Raw genomic sequence first — 21,384 nt, 5'->3', positions numbered from 1 at the left:
AAATCTATTTCACTCCCTGATTTAACACATCAAGTAAATTTGATTGGTGTTTTTGAGACTCACTACTAAATTCTGGACTAAAAGTGTTTTCCACCAAAGGTTTTGTTTGTGCTTGTGGTACATGACATTGTGTGCAATTATAACGCGCATCAGCTACACCACTCTCTACTTGCTTCATTGTACGCAAATCATAGATATGAGATGTTGGCACCGGAGTAGCACCTACACCTTCAGCTATTTCTCTATCATGGCAACCAAGACATGTGTTATCTTGTTGTGTGATAGGAAGCATACCCTCTATATCATGCGGAATAAGAGGTGGTGCATTTTCAAAAGATCGCTCAATTTTCTCGCTCTCTCCGGCTACTTTGGTGCCAAATGTATAATCGACAAGATTCACACTTTCGCTTTCAAGTGGTGCTGTACGCAATCCTATCTGTGTCTCATCAATACCCGTTGTTTGCTTATCGCCCTTACTTTCACCACAACCCACAAACAACATACTTATGCCAAAAGCCACTGCTATTGCTTTGTATACCAACGCTGTTTTCATTTTTTCTCTCCTTTTTGATAATCTAAAATACTAAAACCTAGTGCATTATCGTTGCATACTTCAACACAACGACCGCATTTGATACACGCCATATCAGATACCGGTGCACTATATTTGCCAACCATACGCAAGACTTGATTTTCTGGACAGATTCTTACACAATCCATACATTTGGTGCAATTTTGCACATTATGCCTAATTCTCAACATAGCCTTTGATCCAATTAGTCCATACACTGCACCTAGAGGGCATATATGTCCACAAAAGCCATTTTTTAGAACAAACAAATCAAACAAAAATACACCCAAAACCCCAAAAAATCCTACACCCATACCAAACACAACACCGCGATGCAACATAGAAATAGGACTAATACTCTCCCATGCCAAGACCCCAAAGACAAGAGAAAGTAAAAGACTTAAAAACAAAATTCCAAATTTTGCCTTGCGTGAAATTGCCAAAAATCTTATATTTTCGATGTGTAGTTTTGTGCGCAAAAAGTTTGCTAAATCACTTACCATATTGATAGGACAGACGAACGCACAATATCCACGACCCAAAAACAATCCATACACCAACATCACCACAAGCACACCAAACAACAAATCCATACTAATAGCTCCACCAGCTAAAAAGATTTGTAAAAATGCCAAAGGATCACTCATGGGGATAGTTTCTAAAATTTTTGATCCACTCAAATTCCCCTCTAAAATCCCAAAGGGTAACATATCGTGCTTGTTGTGCGCTATAGCAAGATTTCTCTCACCACTCTCAAATGCGCTAAGATCCCCCTGTATTACAAAATGTTTGGTGCCATCGATAAAGACAAATGAGCAATTTGCCACAAAAAACAAGTTCAAGATTCCTATTTGTGTGAATCTACGCAATAGCAAAAATCTATGTTTTTTCAACCACATTATAGTTCTCCATTGAGATAATCAAGATTTTGCTTTTTGCTATTTTGGGGCTTTTTAGTCGGTGCAGATTCTAAGCGCATTTCATCACTCTCCTCCCAACCTTTAATATAGTTTGTTCCCATTTTTCCTAACACAGAATCTCTAGGCAAAACCCGAATAGATGCAATGGCTGTCACACAGGCTTTCTCACATTTCCCACATCCTGTGCATACATCATTTGCCACCATAGGCAAAATCATAGAATGCTTACCTGTGCGTTCATTAGCCTTATATTCAAGATAAATTGCCTTATCTATCAAAGGACATGCGCGATAACATGCATCGCACTGAATCCCAGCATATGCAATGCAATTTAGTGTATCAACCACCGCTACGCCCATGCGTGCCTTTGTAATATCAAGTGCGCCATTTGTGCTGACAAGATTCTTATCAAGCGCTTCTGTAGGACATGCCCTCACACAAGGAATATCCGCACACATAAAACATGGAATCTCACGCGGCACAAAAATTGGCAAGCCTTTCAAACCCTCTTGAGAAAGCTTAAGCGTATAATACGGACAAGCCTCCACGCAAAGCCCACATTTTATACATGTACTTACAAAGTTATCACGCGCACCAGGTGGATAAAATCCCAAAGGATTCGCCTTAGATTCAAAGACATATGCACTCCACACCAAGCCACCCATAGCCACAAGCCCCATTGTCTGTAAAATAGAACCCACAGCCTTTCTACGTTGCAAATCCATAAGACTACGCCTTATACACCTTCACAGCACACTTTTTAAAATCTGTTTGCTTAGAAAGTGGGCAAGTAGCATCAAGACACACCTTATTGATAAAAACATTTTCATCAAACCAAGGCACATACACCAAGCCTTTTGGCGGTCTGTTTCTACCATTTATATCCACGCGTGCTTTTACTTTGCCTCTACGAGATTCTACCCACACATGATCACCTGCCTTAAAACCCTTATCCTTGGTGTCATCTTCATTCATATAGCAAAGCGCTTCAGGCACAGCACGGAACAACTCCGGCACCCTCATAGTCATAGTCCCACTATGCCAATGCTCAAGCACCCTACCAGTTGAGAGCCACATAGGATATTCTTTATCTGGCATTTCGCAAGGATCCATATACGGACGGAAAAATATTTTTGCCCTATTTGTGATAGGTTTTTTCTCACTACCGGGCTTGCTCAAATCACCTTGAAAAAGCGAGGCTTCCTTATTACCATAAAACGCAAAGTCCTTGCCATTACCATATTTACGGGCATATGGATCGTATTTGGCATTGAAACGCCATTGTGTTTCTTTGCCATCAACCACAGGCCAACGCAATCCACGCACCTTATGATACACATCAAATTCTGCTAAATCGTGCCCATGTCCAAGACCAAAGAGTCTGTATTCTTCCCACAAATATTTTTGCACAAAGAAATCATAGCCTGCAAAAACCTTATCATCGCTACCAACGACATTTCGGCTATCTCCAAAGACTTCAGAATTAAGCCCATTTGTAAGCATAGAATCTTTGCTGCTAAACTTTTTGGCTCTAGTATTAGCAAATAGCACATCAAAAAGTGTAGAATCTTCACTATACCCCAATGCTTGCACTTCTGGCAATACATTCTTAAGCCCCAAATCCTCATATTCTTTACCCCACACTTCTTTAAGTTTGAAGCGTTTTGAAAACTCCAACACCTGCCAAGTATCACTCATTGCATTACCTTGTGGCAACACTTGTTGTTTCCAATGCTGTGTGCGTCTCTCGGCGTTACCATAAGCACCCCATTTTTCATAAATCATTGCCGAAGGCAAAATGAGATCAGCGACTTTAGCACTAATACCCGGATAACTATCACTCACAACAATAAAGTTATCAAGCTCTCGTGCTGCTTTAATCCAGTGATTAGCATTTGCAGTGTTTTGCCACGGGTTATTGACTTGCACCCACACCCATTTTACTTTTTGATCCTCTAGCGCTCGCATAACATCCAAGAATGGATAGCCTGGCTTACCATTAAGCGTCCCCGCAGGAAGATTCCATATTTTTTCAGACATCTCTCGGTGCTTTGGATTTGCTACGACCATATCCGCAGGTAATCTATGAGAGAATGTCCCTACTTCACGCGCCGTTCCACATGCACTAGGTTGTCCTGTGAGTGAAAATGCACCACTACCGGGCTTAGCTTGTTTGCCAAGCAACATATGCACCATATAGCTTTGCTCATTCACCCAAGTGCCTCTTTGATGTTGGTTAAAGCCCATAGTCCAAAAACTTACTACCTTTCTATCTTGTTGTGTGTAATAATCTGCAAGCTGTTGGAGTTTTGCTTTAAACGAATCAAGGCTTTCAGATTCATCACCCTTAGCAAGCTGGGCTACAAAATCAAGTGTATAAGGATCTAGAGCTTTTTTGAAATCATCAAAACCAATTTCCCAATGTATATCGGCTTCTTTTGCTTTATCGTTTGTGAGCGTATCACCGGCTTTAAGTCCTAGATATTGTAGTGTAATGCCCTCATTGTCGCTAAGCACTTTACTCACTTGTTTGGCTACAATTTCCTTTTCTTGAGAGGAAAAGCTTTTGTGATTAGGATTATCACGCATACCATAACCAATATTCACATATCCTGTGCTAAAGGTGCAGTAATTTTTGACAAATTCCTTGTCAATAGATTCTGGTTTGTTATACACAATCTCACGCGCGATGAAATTCCAAATCGCTAGATCGGTTTGTGGCTTAAAAATAATCTCGATATCTGCAATATCTGAAGTCCTATTTGTAAAAGTAGAGAGATTGATAATCCTTACTTTATTAGGGTTTGAGAGCTTACGATCTGTTACGCGACTCCACAAAATAGGGTGCATTTCTGCCATATTTGCGCCCCAAGTTACAATTGTATCAGTAAGCTCAATATCATCATAACAACCCGATGGCTCATCTACACCAAAAGTTTGCATAAATCCTACCACTGCACTTGCCATACAATGTCTTGCGTTAGGGTCAATATTATTGGATCTAAAACCTGCTTTCATCAACTTAACAGAGGCATAACCCTCTTGCACAGTGTATTGCCCACTACCCAAAATAGCCACACCTGTTGGTCCGATCTCCTCATACGCCTTTCTAAATTGCTTTTCCATTTCATCAAAAGCTCGTTTCCAACTTACTGGAGCAAACTTTCCTTTTTTATCAAATTCACCTTTTGCATTTACGCGCAAAAGAGGCTGCGTAAGACGATCTTGCCCATACATAATCTTGGCACAAAAATATCCTTTAATGCAGTTTATACCTCTATTGACAGGTGCTTCTGGATCTCCCTTGACAGCAACAATCTGCCCATCTTTGGTAGCAACCATGATCCCACACCCAGTTCCACAGAATCTACATACCGCCTTGTCCCATTTCCAAGATTTTTGAGCGGTGTTAGATTCTGCTAACAATGTGCTTGGCACACCCAATCCAGCAGCGGAAGCAGCTGAAGCAATTGCTGCGCTTTTTATAAAACTACGACGGCTTACATTTGTTTGCATATTTCCTCCTCTAAACAAAGCTATAATTTCAGCAAAATTAAAACAAAAGGCATATTCAACTAAAATCGTTTGTCTCCACCTCCTTAATCTTGATGAAGCTAGATTCTTTCAAGGAAGTCCTTACATAAAGTCCCTTTTTATAGTATCCAAAGGTTATGATTTATGGAATCTTCTTTTAAGAACCACAAGCTTTTCTTAAAATCTTAATAAAACAAAAACATTATAACACAAAGCCAGAGAGCTTAAAACTATATTAAATAATATATACTATTTGCTACCATATTGCTTCATGATATTTAAGCTTATAAATACATTAATTTAAGTTATATTTAATTATAAAGCTCTTATAATAATACCTCTAAAACACTTAAGTTAGCAAGGACTCTACTATGGAACTTACAAAAATAGCAGCACGAGATGATATCAATCGTCAATGGGTTGTGCTTGATGCAAAGGATCAAGTCTTTGGTCGTCTTATCACACAAGCAGCCACACTTCTCCGAGGGAAACATAAACCTTGTTTCACGCCAAATGTTGATTGTGGTGATTTTGTTGTGATCATCAATGCCACAGAGGTAAAATTTACTGGTATGAAGCTCAAGGATAAAGAATATTTCACACATTCTGGCTATTTTGGTAGCACAAAAAGCAAAACACTTGAAGAAATGCTACAAAAATCTCCAGAAAAACTTTTTCACCTTGCGGTGCGTGGTATGCTCCCAAAAACAAAACTTGGTAGAGCGATGTTAAAAAAACTCAAGATCTACAAAGGCAGTGAGCACCCTCATAACGCTCAAGTTAGCAAATCAACCAAAGTAGCTAAAGGAAAATAATCATGGCAAAGGTATATGCAACAGGAAAAAGAAAAACAGCAGTCGCAAAAGTATGGCTACAAAATGGTAGTGGCAAGCTTACTATCAATGGACAAAGCCTTAATGATTGGCTTGGTGGGCACGAAGCAATCAAAATGAAAGTTATGCAACCACTTATCTTGACAAAACAAGAAAAATCTGTAGATATTATCGCTCACACTCTAGGTGGTGGGTATTCTGCACAAGCTGAAGCATTGCGACATGGTATCTCAAAGGCACTTAACAGTTATGACATTGCATTCCGTGCGATTTTGAAGCCAAAAGGTTTGCTCACTAGAGATTCTAGAGTGGTAGAACGTAAAAAATATGGTAAGAAAAAGGCAAGAAGATCACCACAATTCTCTAAACGATAAGATTACTTATCTTTTGGATTTTTGGATTCTGTGTGTAACATTGGGCACATTCCTTAGCATTTGTATCTAAATGCTATAGTGATTTGATTTCAAACTTAGGAGCTTATGATGCTAAAAGAAGCGCAATATATTTGGAAAGATGGTAAGCTAATCCCTTGGGCAGAAGCTACTACACATATCCTAACACACACTCTGCATTATGGAAATGCTGTGTTTGAAGGCACAAGGGCTTACATGACGCCAGAAGGTTTAGCAATTTTTCGTTTGCAAGATCACACAAGACGTCTTCTAGATTCAGCAAAGATTGTGTGCATCAAAAGCCCTTATACACAAACAGAACTTGAAAATGCGCAAATTGAGCTTTTGCGTGCTAATAAAGATGACTACAAAGCTAATGTATATATCCGACCACTTATCTATTTAGGCTATGGCGTCATGGGACTTTATCATGTCCACGCGCCGGTAAATGTCGCTATTGCTGCTTGGGAATGGGGTGCGTATTTGGGTGATGATGCACTCAAATATGGTATCAAGGTCAAAACAAGCTCCTTTACGCGTAGCTCTACAAAATCTCATATGGGTAAAGCAAAATCTGCTGGTGGCTACCTTAATTCTCAAATGGCAAAATATGAAGCCATAAGCGCAGGGTGCGAGGAAGCATTACTCCTTGATGATAATGGATTCATAGCCGAAGGAAGCGGCGAGTGCTTTTTTATCGTGCGTGATGGTGTGCTCATCACTCCTCCACATGACAATAGTCTAGAATCTATCACACAAGCCACCGTTGTGGAACTTGCTAAAGATCTTGGCATTCCACTACAACGACGCAGAATCTCTCGCGATGAAGTGTATATTGCTAATGAAGCGTTTTTTACTGGAACAGCTGCAGAAATTACACCTATTCGAGAGTTAGATTGGCGCGTAATTGGTGAGGGTAAAGCTGGTCCTATCACCAAGAGACTCCAAGAGGAATTTTTTGCTATCGTACAAGGCAAAAGTCAAAAATACAGAAAATATCTCACATTTATCTAAAAAGGATTCTTATGCCAATTGATCTTAACGAACACCTCAAAAACAAACGCGCACAAATGAATGAGAACAAGCGCCCTGAACCAAAACGCAACGATAATAACAATAAACCGCCTTTTAGTGGTGGAAATAATTTTGACAATATTGGTAATTTTTTACCTAGTGGCAAAAAACTCACCATTCTGCTTATCTTAGTAGCCATTGTCTTAATCCTTATCATTGAACGCCCATTTGTTATTATTAATTCCGGTGAAGTTGGGATCAAAGTGACTACAGGTAAATATGAACCTACACCACTACAACCTGGTTTGCATTTTTTTATCCCATTTTTTCAAGAAGTGATTATTGTTGATACGCGTGTGCGAACAATAAACTTTTCACGCACAGAAGATATGGGTGCCATAGCCAAAAACCAAGGTATTTTTAGAAACGATGCTATTAGCGTGCTAGATTCAAGAGGACTTACGGTTTCTATCGAACTTACTGTCCAATATCAGCTAAATGATGTTAATGCTCCACTAACTATCGCCGTGTATGGAATCTCATGGGAGCAAAAGATCATCAACCCTGTCGTGCGTGATGTAGTGCGAAGTGTCGTAGGGCGCTATCCGGCAGAAGAATTGCCAACCAAGCGTGATGATATTGCCAAAGAAATTGCCATCAATATGGAAACGGAGATTCGTAAGTTTAAAAATGACCCTGTAACCCTTACTTCTGTGCAGCTACGCGAAATTGTGTTGCCAGAAAAAATCAAGGCTCAAATTGAGCAAGTCCAAGTCGCGAGACAAGAAGCCGAAAGAGTACGATATGAAGTCGATAGAGCAAAGCAAGAAGCCGAGAAAGTAGCTGCACTTGCCAAAGGTGAGGCGGATGCAAATCGTGTAAAAGCACAAGGTGTGGCAGATGCAATCACAATCGAAGCCAAAGCACAATCTCAAGCTAACAAACTTATTGCCGATAGCCTAAGCCAACGCCTTTTAGATTTGCGACAAATCGAAGTCCAAGGTAAATTTAACGAAGCACTCAAAGAAAATACGAATGCACAAATTTTTCTAGCACCAGGTGGTTCTGTGCCAAATATTTGGGTGGATTCTAAAAGCAAACGACAAAGCACAGTGGGCGCACAATAGATGAAACCCACTACGCAGAGTTTGCAACCCATAACAAATACCCCACAAGATTCCAAAAATCTAAACCAAGTTCATAGCGCCTCACTCTCACAAATTCTTAATGCCATTGATTGGAAAAAATCGCCCCTAATTCCTACGATTGTCCAAAGTATAGATGATCAATCTGTTTTAATGTTAGCCTATAGCAACCAAGAATCATTAAGTCTAAGTCTTACAAGCAAAATAGCACATTATTTCTCACGATCCAAACAACGTATTTGGGAAAAGGGAGAACAAAGCGGACATTACCAACATATAGAATCTATAAAGCTTGATTGTGATCGCGATACCTTGCTTTTTATGGTACGGCAAGTGGGTGTGGCGTGTCATACGGGAGCAAAAAGTTGCTTTTTTACAACCTTAAATTCACTAGATTCTACAGACTTGCAAGAACACACACCGATCATAGATACGACAAAGCTTTATGGGATTATTGATTCACTATATCACACCATTTTGCAAAAACGTGGAGATAACCCAAAAACCTCTTATACTGCCTCATTGTATGCCAAAGGAATCAACACCATTTGTAAAAAAATCATTGAAGAAGCTGGGGAATTCACTTTTGCACTCAAAGACGCTAAGGAAGAAGAGATTATTTATGAATGCAGTGACTTAATCTATCACACGCTCGTTGGGCTTGGGCTCTATGGCATTAGTCCTGATAGAATCTATCAAGAACTCCAAAGAAGAGAAGGAATAAGCGGGATAGAGGAGAAAAACTCTCGCCAAAGCTAAATCATGCAAGATTACATAACACTTATACAAAATTTTTTTGATACCTTTGCATTTTATGAAATTGGACTTATGGGTGCATTGTTTATTATTTTTGTTCTTTTTTTTATGCTCGGATTATTACTAAGAGGACGCAGATTTTTCTCAAAATTTTTCTTTTTTCTCAGTTTTATGCTCTTTGTGAGTGCGCCATTTTTGTTGCAATTTTGTATGCAACACTTTCTTTACAAAACAGACATACACATCTTGCAAAGCAAACGCCTTGAATATATCAACGCGTTTTTTCTCCAAGCCAAAGTTACAAACACAGGCTTTGCGCCATTTATTACATGCGAAGTTAGCGTGGATATTTTACACGATGGGTTTTTAAAACCTCTTAGTCGCGTGTATCCAAAAAAGCATTATAAGCAAACCATTCCTCTGCAACTCCAACCAAATCAAAGCGATGGATTTCAACTTATCTTTGATGATTTTACGCCCACTCCACCTTTTGATTACACACTCTACATCGACTGCCACAATAGCAATGGATTAAACAAACTTTTGCACAAAACACACGACACACAACCTAATACGCACACTCCAAACGCTCCAACACAGCCATAACACGCAGTGTATGATCGCGATATTCTGCTTCTCCCCATGATGGCATCATAGATTCACTTGTGCTTATATCCGTGCAACAAGAAGTTATATCACTTGCTTGTTGTATCATATAACTCTTTGCATACACCAAATGTGCAAATGCTTTGATACTTCTGTGTAAGGCTAATTCCCTAGAAAGATGTGGTGTTTGCACCTCGCCTAAACGATATTTTACCATCGCTTGGTGCAAGGTATCGGTTTGTAGATTCTCTTCAAGCACCACACCGCTTGTATAGATTCTAAGCTTATCTACGCGTGTTTCATCATAGATTGCAGTTTGCTTACTTCCGCCAATGCTCATCTCGCGAACCTTAATAGGCGAAAGCCACGAGACATTAATCATTGCGACAATACCATCGTTAAGTTCAAGGTTAAGCACCGCAAAAGCATCATTTGGATAATGTAAATATTTTTGCTTAAAAACACTCACACGCTTTACATCAAGCCCCACAAGATAATCAATGATACTCAAATCATGGATTGCAAGATCCCATACGACATCAGTAGCACTCTGAAACAAACCTAAATTAATGCGTCGCGCGGTAATTGAAACAATGTTACCAAACTCATGAATATGTGTTTTGAGATATTGCACTGCTGGCGCATGCAAAAATATATGATCGCAAAAAAGCACAACATTGTGCTTGTGTGCTAAATCATAAAGCCTTTGTGAATCTGCATAATTCATACAAAGTGGCTTCTCAACAAAAAGATGCTTTTTAGATTCTATAGCTTGTTTTGCAAGGGCAAAATGTGTGTGTGGTGGGGTAATGATAAACACACACTCAATGTTTTCATCGCCTAAAAAATCTTCAAAATCTTGATATATTCGTAAAGATGGAAAAACTTCTAGAGCATTGTGTGCGCGCTCAGATTCTATCTCGCACAACGCATATAGTTCCAAGCCATTAAGCTCACTAAGCGTGCGCGCAACATTCACACCCCAATATCCATATCCCACGACTCCGCATCGTAACATCACTAGCCCTTCGTCTAAATTGTATTCTTATTGTAACTAAACCTTGCATAAACTTGTCTTTTTTGGCATTTTAAGGAAAAATTAACAGGCTTTTAGTTAAAAACACTCTTTACACTTTTTAAGGAGAAAAAATGGCTTTAATGATTAATGATGAATGCATTGCTTGTGATGCGTGTAGGGAAGAATGCCCAAATGAAGCAATTGATGCAGATGATCCATTTTATGTCATAGATCCTGATCGTTGCACAGAATGCATAGGGTATTATGATGAGCCAAATTGTATCCCAGTATGTCCAGTAGATGCGATAGTCCCAGATCCTGATAACATAGAAAATATTGAAGAACTCCGTTATAAGTCCGAGCAACTCAAAAGGTCAGAATAATGGCCAAGGTTACCAGCGTCATCGACATTGGTTCTAACTCTGCGAGGATGGCAATCTTTCGCAAAACTAGTCGCTTTGGATTTCATTTAATCCACGAAATAAAATCTAAGGTGCGAATCTCTGAAGGTTGCTATGAAAACGGTGGTATGCTTCAAGAGATTCCTATGCAGCGCGCACTTTTTGCGCTCAAAGAATTTTTGAATATAGCCAAAAGCTATAAAACTACTAAGCTTTTTTGCGTAGCAACTTCCGCGATACGCGATGCCCCAAATGCCAAAGAATTCCTCACGCGTGTCAAAAAAGAATGCAATCTCCATATCAAAATCATAGACGGACAAAAAGAGGCGTTTTATGGAGGTGTGGCTTGTGCAAATTTAGTACATAAAAAAGATGGTATTACCATTGACATCGGCGGTGGTAGCACAGAATGCGCACTTATCCAAAATGGTAAAATTATCGACCTTATCTCTCTGAATATAGGCACGATTCGTATCAAAGAATTATTTTTTGATACGCGTAATGACATTGAGAGTGCAAGAGCTTATATCATTCAAGAGCTTGCCAAAATCCCAAAACACTACCAGCATGATACTGTATTTGGCATAGGTGGGACAATTAGGGCAGTGGCAAAAATGCTCATTAAACACACACAATATCCACTTAATAGAATCCATGGCTATGAATTTAGTCCTAAAGAGCACAAAAAACTTTTTGAAAAAATTATTACTTCGCCCGCACACAAACTCCAAAACCTCCATATTCCACAAGATAGAATCGATACCATCACAAGTGGCGTGCTGATTTTTACAAGTATTGTCGAGCATCTGGGTGCTAAAAATGTTATCACAAGTGGTGTAGGCGTGCGAGAAGGCGTGTTTTTAGCAGATTTATTACGCAACCAATGCTATCAGTTTCCTAATGGGTTTAATCCTTCTGTAGCAAGCTTACAGGATCGGTTTTTGTTGCAAACAAAATATGCAAACCAACTAAAATCCCTTGCACTAGATCTTTTTGATACACTCTCTCCGCTACATAATTGCCCTACAGAACTTCGTCATATACTTGGGATCGCGGCATATCTTAGCCCTATTGGCACTATTTTAAATTTTTATCAAACAAATCTCCATGGTGCATATATCCTACTCAATGGATTAGAATATGGATTTTCCCACACACAGAGGGAACTCATTGCTTTGTTAATAGAATATAGCGATAAAAAAATTCCAAAAATCCCTCCGACCCTACATTCCCTGCCCCCACTCTCACAGATTCAGTGGCTTAGCTTTATATTGGGATTAGCCCAATGTCTTACAAAAGCCCCACACACGCGTACGCATATAACCCTAACCTTGGAACAAAACGATAAACACACATCCTTGCATGCTCACTCTAGTCATTCTTTATATCTTGCTAAGGAAAATGTATCTCGCTTACAAAAGCCAATCTCAAACCTCTCTATCCATATACACTAAGGCACAAAATGGTACAAACTCTACGCATAGGTATTATCCGCCTCTCAGCCTTGGGTGATTGTATTGTGAGTGGGGCATTTTTGGCAGATTTTGTGCACTCTCTCAAACAACGCTACCAAATCCACCTCACTTGGTTTGTAGATTCACGATTTAGCACTATTTTAGAACATTCGCCCTGTATAGATTCATTAGAAGTCATCACATTAAAGCACCAAACCTTACGCCAAAAACTTCACCTTATCAAAACACTTAGAAAACTCCCAGCCTTTGACCTGCTTATCGATATGCAAGGACTTATAAAATCCGCACTTATAGGAACATTTATTCACAAGCATAGTTTTATAGGATTTGGCTTTACATCAGCAAAAGAATCTCTAAGTGCACTTTTTTATACACATCGTGTGCATATCCCATATCAAGAAAATATCCTAAAACGCAATGCGCTACTTCTCCACAAAGCCAAAGAACTTTTGCACATCACACACCAATCACAACCCACACTTCATGATATGATCGCACATACAAATCATTCTTTTGCTTACACACCACAAGCCCTTGCACATATTAGCGCTAAGTTTCAAAGCAAGCCTTACGTATTATGCATTTTAGAATCTTCTTTGTCCTCCAAAACATATGATCCTATACTTTTTGCCAAAGCCATCAGCATACTATGCAAACACCTACAATCGGCACAGATTTTCCTCCTCACACACACCGACACCCATAAGCCTACACAGATTATGCAATCCCTAGATACATTGCAAGATTCACGCATCATCACACCACTAAATCACCTCAATCTTGATGAAGTCAAAGCCCTTGTGGCACATATGGATCTTGTCATTGGGGGAGACACAGGGATCACACATCTTGCATGGGCTTTAAAAAGGGCGTCAATTACACTCTATGGCAATACCCCAGCCAAAAGATTCCAGCTTTTAGGGGAACATAACCTTGTCTTAAGCGGCAACGACAATCCCACATACGACAAACAAGACTTTTCGATCAACAACATAGCACCTAGCGATATTGCACAACAAGCCTTACAACTTCTTGCTATACAATACAAGGATATCGTATGTTAAAACCTGCCATTTTGCTTCTTGAATTCCTAAGTGGTGCTTTAGGATTATATCTTGCCAAAATGCCACATATATGTTTTGTGTGGCATATAAAAGCACTTGCTTGGATATTTTATATTCTTGATAAACGCCGATACAACGATGCATATGCAAACCTTGAGTTTGTCTACGGGCAGACACTTAGCCATGAAGAAAAACACGCTATTATTCGCCGTTGTTATGAAAATTTTGCCTTTGTGTTATTAGAGAGTATTCGTGTAGTCTATCTTAACCCACAGACATACACCAAACGCTTTGAGTTTGTCGATGAATACCACATCACAGAATCTATTAATAAAGATGGCGGAGCAGTGCTTGTATCGGCACACTTTGGCTATTGGGAGGCAATGGCTACAATCTTGCCACCACGCTATCGTATGTGTCAAATGGCATCCCTTGGGAGGCTTACACAATTTGAATCTATCAACCATATGATTATCAAACGCCGTGAAAACAATGGTGTGCGTATGATAGATAAAAAAGGCGCGTTTAAACATCTCATTAAAATGTATGCGCAAAAAAATGCTCTCGTGGGAATCCTTGTTGATCAAAATATAAGTTTGCACGAAGGCGTCGAAGTAGAATTTTTTGGCAAAAGAGCCACACACACGACTATCGCCTCCGTGCTTTCTCGCCGTTTTGGTGTTAATATTGTGCCAGTCTTTATTAATCCAAACAAAGACTATTCACGCTATAAAGTGAGATTTTATGAACCAATTAGGGCAAACAATTCCCACAATATGTCTCAAGATATCCTAGAAGCTACACAAGCCCAAGCACACATAACACAACGCGTCATAGAATCTAGCCCAAGCAGTTGGTTTTGGTTTCACAAACGCTTTAAGGTATTTTATCCAGACATGTATCAAAAGAAATACCCATGAATACTATACAAATCCTCCAATCCACACCTACTCTACGCATTATGCTTAGTGGAGAGTGGCTATATACAACTTCCAAAAAAGACTTACACGCCCTCCAAAAAATCCTCCAAAAAGCACAGCATATAGAAATTGATTTTAGCACACAGCCGATTGTGGATTTTGCATTTTGTGCCTACCTACTCTCACTTTTAGAACACAAAACCTACACATTTACCCACCTAAACCATCACACCAAAGAAATTGTTGCCACGCTTAATCATTCTATCACATTGCCCAAAGACACGCACAAAGCCTCTCCTTTGTTTGCTTTTTTTAGTAGCATAGGGTTATGGGTGGTGGATTTTGTCCAAAACGCACTAGATTTTTTGCATTTTTTTGGTATGGCATTGTATTACTTGGGGCTTAGCTTACTAAACCCACGACGCTTTAAAATCGCCTCCATTTTTTACCACATTTCAGAATCTGGACTAAAATCTTTGCCTGTAGTGCTTACTACAAGCTTTATCGTAAGTTATGCTATTGCTCTGCAAGGCGTGATACAGCTAGATAAAATGGGTGTACCAATCATGAGTGTAGAAATAATAGCAAAACTTTGTTTGCGCGAATTAGGACCATTTATTCTAGCCCTTGTTATTGCAGGACGATCTGCCTCAAGCTTTAGTGCGCAAATTGGTGTTATGAATCTAAACGAAGAAAATGATGCGCTTAAAACTATGGGCTTTAGTGTGATAGATTTTCTTGTTACACCAAGAATCTTAGCTCTTGTTATCACAATGCCTTTATTAGTATTTCTTTCGGATATCATAAGTCTACTTGCTGGAATGCTTGCCACAAATTTACAGGCTGGAATAAGCTTCACACAATATTGGGAGCGATTTTATGAATATGTAGCAATTACAAATTTTTGGGTTGGTATCGCCAAAGCACCATTTTTTGGCTTAGCAATCGGACTTGTAGGGTGTTTTAGAGGATTAAAAGTGCAAGGTGATACAGAATCTCTAGGCAAACAAACTACCCTAAGTGTTGTAAATGCAATCTTTTGGATTATCGTGATAAATGCCATATTCTCATTTCTTACCACCGCTTTAGGAATCTAAATGTCAGAAATTATCGAAGTTAGCCATCTCACTACACAATACACACGAGGCGTAACGATACACGATGATATTAGTTTTAGCATTCACAAGCGCGAAGTCTTTGGTATATTAGGCGGGAGTGGGAGTGGTAAATCTACGCTTTTACGCAATATGATCTATCTCCAAAAACCTCTAAGTGGCACAATCACAATCTTTGGATGCAATATTTGGGAGCTAGAAGATTCTAAGCGCCATATGATTTTAGATAAATGTAGTGTTATGTTTCAGTTTGGGGCGCTTTTTAGCTCAATGAATGTGTTAGATAATGTCGGTATGCCCCTTGTACAACGCGGAAATCTTCCACAAAAAAGTATCAATGAAATTGCAGCATTTTGGTGTGATCGCGTGGGTCTTCCCTTGCAAAACATTTATAAATATCCATACGCATTAAGTGGCGGTATGAAAAAACGTGTAGCCTTAGCACGTGCCCTAATCACAAGCCCTGATATTTTATTTCTTGATGAACCCACAAGCGGACTTGATCCAAAAAGTGCCCAAAATTTTGATACACTTATTATACAACTTAAAGAAATGCTCAATATCACAATCATTATGGTGACCCACGATTTAGATTCTATACGAGATAGCGTGGATAGATTTATTTTGCTTGAAAACAAAAAAATAGCCTTTTGTGGCAGTCTTGAAGAATTAAGAACTTGTGGTATGCAAACAGAGATTTTTTCTGGCAATCGAGGAAAGAGGATATTACAATGACACGAGAAGAAATTTACCTAGCTGGTGGCTGTTTTTGGGGATTACAACGATATTTTGATCTCATCAATGGAATATGTGAAACGCAAGTAGGCTACGCGAACTCACTCATTCCAAATCCTAGCTATGAGCAAGTCTGCTCACATAGCACTAATGCAGTTGAGGCACTATATGTCATCTATGACCCCAAGGCGCTAAGCTTAGAGAATCTATTGCGACGATTTTTTGCCGTGGTTGATCCAACGGCACTCAATTATCAAGCACATGATTTTGGCACACAATATCGCAATGGAATCTACACAAACAACGCAGAAATTTTGCCACAGATTCGGACATTCATCTCCACATACATCACACCACTTTACACAAAAGAAGTCGTTACAGAAGTCATGCTCTTGCAAAATTTCTATCCCGCAGAATCTTATCACCAAAAATATTTGCTCAAAAACCCTAATGGCTATTGCCATATCGATATAAGCAAAATTGCACTCATGGAACCTTAAATTTCCTGCAATTTTTATAATCCCTTAAGCTAGGCTATCCAATAATACACATCCTAAATAAAAATTGCTTATGCTAGAAAGATTAGGATAATATAGAGTTAAGGAGTTTTTATGAAAAAACTAAGTTTAGGTCTCGCAAGCATTGTTATTGCTTTGGCTGCTACACCAAATGATACAACACTACGCAAAATGGCTACAGATAATGGCATACAAGCCATACCAAAATCACAAGCTCAAATCCAAGCCCTAATTGAAAAAACTGCTCCTGATGCCAAAAGCAACAAAAGCACCAAAGAAAAAATAGAATTGGGCAAAATGCTTTATTTTGATCCTCGCCTCTCCAAAAGCAATCTCATCTCATGCAACACTTGCCATAATCTCGGCTTAGGTGGTGCGGATCTTGTGCCTGCGGCTATTGGTCATAAATGGCAACCCAATGGACAACACCTAAACTCTCCAACAGTGTATAATAGTGTCTTTAATGAGATTCAGTTTTGGGATGGACGCGCGGCACATCTTGCTGATCAGGCACAAGGACCTATCCAAAATCCTGTAGAAATGGCAGCTTCCAAAGATCTTATTGTTGAGCGTATCACTTCTATTCCAGAATATGTTGATGCATTCAAAAAAGCCTATGGTGCAAGTACAAAGATCACTTTTGAACTTATTGCCTCAACAATTGGCGTGTATGAACGCACACTCATTACCCCATCGCCTTTTGATGATTTTCTCAATGGCGATAACAACGCACTTAGCAGAGAACAAAAAGAAGGTTTAGCAATCTTTTTGGACAAAGGTTGCGCGACATGCCATACCGGTATAAATCTCGGCGGTAGTATGCAACCATTTGCTGTAGTAAAAAATTACCAATTCTCTTCACTAGGTGGGTTTAAAGGAAATAAAGATGGATTAGTGAAAGCTCCGACTTTACGCAATGTCGCCCAAACTGCTCCGTATTTTCATAATGGTGCGTTTTGGAATCTCACTGATGCTATCAAAGAAATGGGCAGTATCCAACTTGGTATAGATATAGATGACACAGAAGCAAAAAAAATTGCAAGTTTCCTACAATCCCTTACAGGACGCAAACCAAAGGTAGAATACCCTATGCTTCCAGATTCTACTGCCAAAACACCTAAGCCAGAATTTCAATAATTCTCATATCTCCAAGCTCTAAGGTTTGGAGAACCTAACTCAAAGTATCAAGCTCATGAGATTTTGATACCAAAATCCATACACCAGAGGAATACATGCACCAAGCGATACAGGACTTTTTACATAGCCAACATGTATTAAGCCTAAGCGTTTTGCAACCCCATACAGAATCTACGCCACAAGCAACGCAAGATTCACACATATATCAACCTTTCTACATTCATAGTGCAAATTGTTTTTATGCCTTTGATGCAACACAATATGCACTCATATGCAAAAGTGAACCACACACGCTACACATACAACTAGCCACACAATATCCAAATGTAAGTGTAACAATTGCAACAAATACCCTAAAAATTGCCTCAATCAAAGGTGTGCAGATTCGCGCATACTTTACCACCGCCACGCAGGAACAACAAAATACATATTATGTGCGCTTTCCATTTGCACGATTAGGCAATGGGGAAATCTATGCCTTATATATACTCTATGCTAAATACACAGACAATACCCTTATGCTAAGTAAAAAATTAGAATTTCACAAACACATATAAATTATAAATTTGCTATAATGCCACAAAATTTACCTAAAGGTTTTTTATGCGCACAAACTTTCTAGATACGAGTTATCACATTGTTTTTGGGTGTGATGACAATTATGTTAAATATGCAGCAGTAGCCATGCAAAGCATTATTGAGAATCTATCTCCTAAGACATTTAATAGGGGGGGGGGCAACCACAACCACAAATAGATACAAAATCCTTAACCACAAATGAAATTAATACTTCAAGATATCCAAATCTTCCTATTACTTTTCATCTTTTGCATGACACACTCCAAAAAAAGACCAAACACAAACTTCAATCTTTAGAAACTACACTTAATGCTATTTATCCTTGCACTATTGCTTTTCATCCATTAAGTCAAAAAGAATTTGAAAATCTTGCCCCTTGGGGGGAATCTGGACCAAATTGGACTGCCTATTTTCGCCTAAAAATTGGCGATGTGCTGGATTCTCATATTGCACGCTGTGTGTATTTGGATACGGACATACTCGTGCTTAAGGATATTCGAGAGTTATTTATGATGGATATAGGCGACAAAGCAATAGGAGCGAGTCGTGATATAAATATAGCAGGCGTGGATATTGTCCGAGATGGTTTGGTAGATGCACAAGAATACTGCAATTCCGGTATACTCCTTATCGATCTTGCTAAATGGAGAACAAAACCATTTGAAGATATACAAACCTTCACCTACATGCAACTTCCAGATCAAGATTTTATCAACTTTATATTTAAAGGGGAAATCCATATCCTACCTTGTAAGTGGAATTTTATATGGCGCCATCCTTCGCGACTAGATTTTAATGCAAAAGAAGCTTATGAAAAAAATCATCAAATCGTGTATCCATGTACATATAGTCGCGAAGAATTCCAAGATGCGCTTAAAAATCCTGCGATAGTCCATTTATGCGGTGGCTACAAGCCATGGGAAAAGGTAAATTGGGCAAAAAAAGGTAAGCCAATATTTAATAAACATCCATACGATAAAGATTGGTGGCGTGTAGCACAAAGAAATGTGTTTTACCTACAAATTCTCTACCCTTATCTCAAGCGTTCATTGAATATCACATTAAGTCAATATGCCAAGGCATATATCCCGGGACTATATCCATTCTTGCGAAAACTCAAACATCTTCTTAAAGGATAAATTATGAATACAATGACTTGGCAACGATATATCAAAAGAAATGCCACACATATCTCACAAAAATTTTTTCATATCGATTATAAAAAGCGGTTTCTTTCAGAGAAAAAGGTGCGTTTTCTTGTGGCACTTATAACAAGAAAAATGGTTTCTAAGATGATTCTATCAGATTCCTATCGTGCAAAGATTCGCAAATCCTACGCCACAGCAAACTACAGAAAGCGCATACAGGGTGAAAAAAGATATTATCTCTTACCACTTTTTTTTGCACACAGATTCTTGCTTGCATTTGTTTTAGCTATGCCTCTTAGGGAGGCGTTATTCATACCATATGTGAGTCTACGATATCTTTTAGGCAAAGTTGATATTCCATATTTTGAACTTGTATTAACCACGCGTTGCACGATGCGGTGCGAATCTTGTAATAATCTTATGCAATATTTTGAGAACAAAAATGCCTATACCTGTAGCCTCGATAAAATTTTAGAATCCTTGCAAGCAATTTGTAATCTCGTAGATTCAATCACTTATGTGCGTATTATTGGGGGAGAGCCATTACTTTTTAAAGACATTGCAAAAGTAGCACAAGCACTCCAAAAAGAGCCAAAAGTTAAAAGCTTTGATATCGTTACCAATGGCACAATTATACCAAATGATGAATTACTAAGTATTTTAAGTCAGTCATATAAAAGTTGGGTTAGTATTAGTGATTATTCTGTCTCTCCTAACCTAAAGATCAAGCTTCGAACACCTCAAATCATACAAAAACTCCAAGAACATAATGTTAGATATCATGTTCTTTGGCAAGACAGCGCAAGCACTTGGTTTGATCCAGGCAGAGTCTATAAACGCAATCGCGACACAGCAGGGATTATCAAAAATTTTCGATCTTGCATGATGCCATGTGTAAGTGTGATGAGTAATGAAAGTTTTGCCTCTAAAGGCAATGAGGGGGGGGGGCAGGAGCAATCCTTTACATATAAATCATTCAATGGCAATGCACCACTGCATACAATGAGCTTCTCTGAAGCTAAGCAAAATCCTGCTATAGGGCATATTTTTATATGTCCCATAGCAAGCTCACTCTCAAGGTTAAAAGGATTAGAAGAATTTCAAGGAGATTTTATTACGCTAGATTCACAAACAAGCAAAGCAGATTTTAGGAGATTTTATGCACAAGACTATTTTAAAGCCTGTGATTATTGCCAAAATATGTGGGAGCACAGAAAAGACATACCTATCGCGATACAAACAAAAGAGGTTTTGCCACTTACCCCAGAATCAAACAAATAATAATACTGCAAAACCAAAGCCATGGTGATCACGACTGGACTTGAACCAGCGACCCCTACCATGTCAAGGTAGTGCTCTACCACTGAGCTACGCGATCATATAAAATAGCTAAAAGAGGCGTAATTATCCCACCTTTTACCTTTAAAAAACATTATTAATCAATTCACACATATTTTTGCACAAAAAACGCATTTTATGCTAATTTCTGCTACAATCACACCC

General features: G+C 38.9%; 23 protein-coding genes and 1 tRNA gene. 18 read left to right on the top strand and 6 right to left on the bottom strand.

The window, feature by feature from the left end; translation table 11 throughout:
• Nucleotides 1–4 precede the first annotated feature (4 nt).
• The 4 genes from C6H22_RS04920 to napA are packed head-to-tail and all read right to left on the bottom strand — an operon-like array spanning nt 5 to nt 5,007.
• On the bottom strand, nt 5–541 hold the full coding sequence (locus C6H22_RS04920) for a nitrate reductase cytochrome c-type subunit (RefSeq protein ID WP_382275704.1): 537 nt from the start codon (nt 539–541) through the stop codon (nt 5–7).
• Between the two features lie 8 nt (nt 542–549).
• Complete coding sequence (gene napH / locus C6H22_RS04915) at nt 550–1,470, bottom strand: quinol dehydrogenase ferredoxin subunit NapH (RefSeq protein WP_104694222.1); 921 nt, start codon at nt 1,468–1,470, stop codon at nt 550–552.
• On the bottom strand, nt 1,470–2,216 hold the full coding sequence (gene napG / locus C6H22_RS04910) for a ferredoxin-type protein NapG (RefSeq protein ID WP_104694221.1): 747 nt from the start codon (nt 2,214–2,216) through the stop codon (nt 1,470–1,472). The genes napH and napG overlap by 1 nt, the downstream gene beginning before the upstream one ends.
• Before the next feature lie 4 nt (nt 2,217–2,220).
• On the bottom strand, nt 2,221–5,007 hold the full coding sequence (gene napA, locus C6H22_RS04905; protein ID WP_104694220.1) for a nitrate reductase catalytic subunit NapA: 2,787 nt from the start codon (nt 5,005–5,007) through the stop codon (nt 2,221–2,223).
• Between the two features lie 389 nt (nt 5,008–5,396).
• Between napA and rplM the strand changes: the two genes are divergently transcribed.
• The 6 genes from rplM (at nt 5,397) to C6H22_RS04875 (ending at nt 9,771) form a co-directional block, all read left to right on the top strand.
• On the top strand, nt 5,397–5,840 hold the full coding sequence (gene rplM, locus C6H22_RS04900; protein ID WP_104694219.1) for a 50S ribosomal protein L13: 444 nt from the start codon (nt 5,397–5,399) through the stop codon (nt 5,838–5,840).
• Nucleotides 5,841–5,842: 2 nt separating this feature from the next.
• Nucleotides 5,843–6,232 carry a 30S ribosomal protein S9 gene (rpsI, locus tag C6H22_RS04895; RefSeq protein ID WP_104694218.1) on the top strand — a complete coding sequence of 130 codons (390 nt, stop codon included), beginning with the start codon at nt 5,843–5,845 and terminating at the stop codon, nt 6,230–6,232.
• 108 nt (nt 6,233–6,340) lie between these two features.
• Nucleotides 6,341–7,264, top strand: coding sequence for a branched-chain amino acid transaminase (locus tag C6H22_RS04890; RefSeq protein ID WP_104694217.1), 924 nt, complete (start codon nt 6,341–6,343; stop codon nt 7,262–7,264).
• An 11-nt stretch (nt 7,265–7,275) separates the two neighbouring features.
• Nucleotides 7,276–8,391, top strand: coding sequence for a prohibitin family protein (locus tag C6H22_RS04885; protein WP_104694216.1), 1,116 nt, complete (start codon nt 7,276–7,278; stop codon nt 8,389–8,391).
• Entirely contained in the window at nt 8,392–9,168 is a 777-nt protein-coding gene (gene hisIE / locus C6H22_RS04880) for a bifunctional phosphoribosyl-AMP cyclohydrolase/phosphoribosyl-ATP diphosphatase HisIE (RefSeq protein WP_104694215.1), read from the top strand.
• Nucleotides 9,169–9,171: 3 nt separating this feature from the next.
• Entirely contained in the window at nt 9,172–9,771 is a 600-nt protein-coding gene (locus C6H22_RS04875) for a DUF2393 family protein (protein WP_104694214.1), read from the top strand.
• Here C6H22_RS04875 and C6H22_RS04870 read toward each other — a convergent pair.
• Nucleotides 9,734–10,789 (bottom strand): Gfo/Idh/MocA family protein, encoded by a 1,056-nt coding sequence (locus C6H22_RS04870; protein ID WP_104694213.1) that lies wholly within the window; start codon nt 10,787–10,789, stop codon nt 9,734–9,736. The genes C6H22_RS04875 and C6H22_RS04870 overlap by 38 nt on opposite strands.
• Before the next feature lie 131 nt (nt 10,790–10,920).
• Here C6H22_RS04870 and C6H22_RS04865 point away from each other — a divergent pair, with 131 nt between their 5' ends.
• The 12 genes from C6H22_RS04865 (at nt 10,921) to C6H22_RS04815 (ending at nt 21,162) form a co-directional block, all read left to right on the top strand.
• On the top strand, nt 10,921–11,172 hold the full coding sequence (locus C6H22_RS04865; protein WP_095628275.1) for a YfhL family 4Fe-4S dicluster ferredoxin: 252 nt from the start codon (nt 10,921–10,923) through the stop codon (nt 11,170–11,172).
• Complete coding sequence (locus tag C6H22_RS04860; RefSeq protein WP_104694212.1) at nt 11,172–12,644, top strand: Ppx/GppA phosphatase family protein; 1,473 nt, start codon at nt 11,172–11,174, stop codon at nt 12,642–12,644. Before C6H22_RS04865 ends, C6H22_RS04860 begins: the two co-directional genes overlap by 1 nt.
• Nucleotides 12,645–12,652: 8 nt before the next feature.
• A complete protein-coding gene (gene waaC, locus C6H22_RS04855; protein WP_104694211.1) occupies nt 12,653–13,729 on the top strand; it encodes a lipopolysaccharide heptosyltransferase I in 1,077 nt (358 codons plus the stop codon).
• Nucleotides 13,723–14,649 carry a lipid A biosynthesis lauroyl acyltransferase gene (locus C6H22_RS04850; protein WP_104694210.1) on the top strand — a complete coding sequence of 309 codons (927 nt, stop codon included), beginning with the start codon at nt 13,723–13,725 and terminating at the stop codon, nt 14,647–14,649. The genes waaC and C6H22_RS04850 overlap by 7 nt, the downstream gene beginning before the upstream one ends.
• Nucleotides 14,646–15,746, top strand: coding sequence for an MlaE family ABC transporter permease (locus C6H22_RS04845; protein ID WP_233707047.1), 1,101 nt, complete (start codon nt 14,646–14,648; stop codon nt 15,744–15,746). Before C6H22_RS04850 ends, C6H22_RS04845 begins: the two co-directional genes overlap by 4 nt.
• Nucleotides 15,747–16,499: an ABC transporter ATP-binding protein gene (locus C6H22_RS04840; RefSeq protein ID WP_104694209.1), complete on the top strand. Its 753-nt coding sequence runs from the start codon at nt 15,747–15,749 to the stop codon at nt 16,497–16,499.
• Nucleotides 16,496–16,999 carry a peptide-methionine (S)-S-oxide reductase MsrA gene (msrA, locus tag C6H22_RS04835; RefSeq protein WP_104694208.1) on the top strand — a complete coding sequence of 168 codons (504 nt, stop codon included), beginning with the start codon at nt 16,496–16,498 and terminating at the stop codon, nt 16,997–16,999. The genes C6H22_RS04840 and msrA overlap by 4 nt, the downstream gene beginning before the upstream one ends.
• A 111-nt stretch (nt 17,000–17,110) precedes the next feature.
• Entirely contained in the window at nt 17,111–18,154 is a 1,044-nt protein-coding gene (locus C6H22_RS04830; protein WP_104694207.1) for a cytochrome-c peroxidase, read from the top strand.
• Between the two features lie 95 nt (nt 18,155–18,249).
• On the top strand, nt 18,250–18,711 hold the full coding sequence (locus tag C6H22_RS04825; RefSeq protein WP_104694206.1) for a hypothetical protein: 462 nt from the start codon (nt 18,250–18,252) through the stop codon (nt 18,709–18,711).
• A 46-nt stretch (nt 18,712–18,757) separates the two neighbouring features.
• A complete protein-coding gene (locus C6H22_RS08630) occupies nt 18,758–18,910 on the top strand; it encodes a hypothetical protein (RefSeq protein ID WP_158654624.1) in 153 nt (50 codons plus the stop codon).
• On the top strand, nt 18,907–19,872 hold the full coding sequence (locus C6H22_RS04820; RefSeq protein ID WP_104694205.1) for a glycosyltransferase family 8 protein: 966 nt from the start codon (nt 18,907–18,909) through the stop codon (nt 19,870–19,872). The genes C6H22_RS08630 and C6H22_RS04820 overlap by 4 nt, the downstream gene beginning before the upstream one ends.
• 3 nt (nt 19,873–19,875) lie before the next feature.
• The gene (locus tag C6H22_RS04815) at nt 19,876–21,162 is read left to right on the top strand and encodes a radical SAM protein (protein ID WP_104694204.1); all 1,287 of its coding nucleotides are present in this window, start codon (nt 19,876–19,878) and stop codon (nt 21,160–21,162) included.
• 22 nt (nt 21,163–21,184) lie between these two features.
• Here C6H22_RS04815 and C6H22_RS04810 read toward each other — a convergent pair.
• Nucleotides 21,185–21,259 (bottom strand) — tRNA-Val (locus tag C6H22_RS04810).
• Nucleotides 21,260–21,384 lie beyond the last annotated feature (125 nt).

This window comes from Helicobacter equorum (assembly GCF_900198655.1).
GTDB classification, from domain to species: domain Bacteria; phylum Campylobacterota; class Campylobacteria; order Campylobacterales; family Helicobacteraceae; genus Helicobacter_F; species Helicobacter_F equorum.
This window is presented reverse-complemented; position numbering and strand designations above follow the sequence as displayed.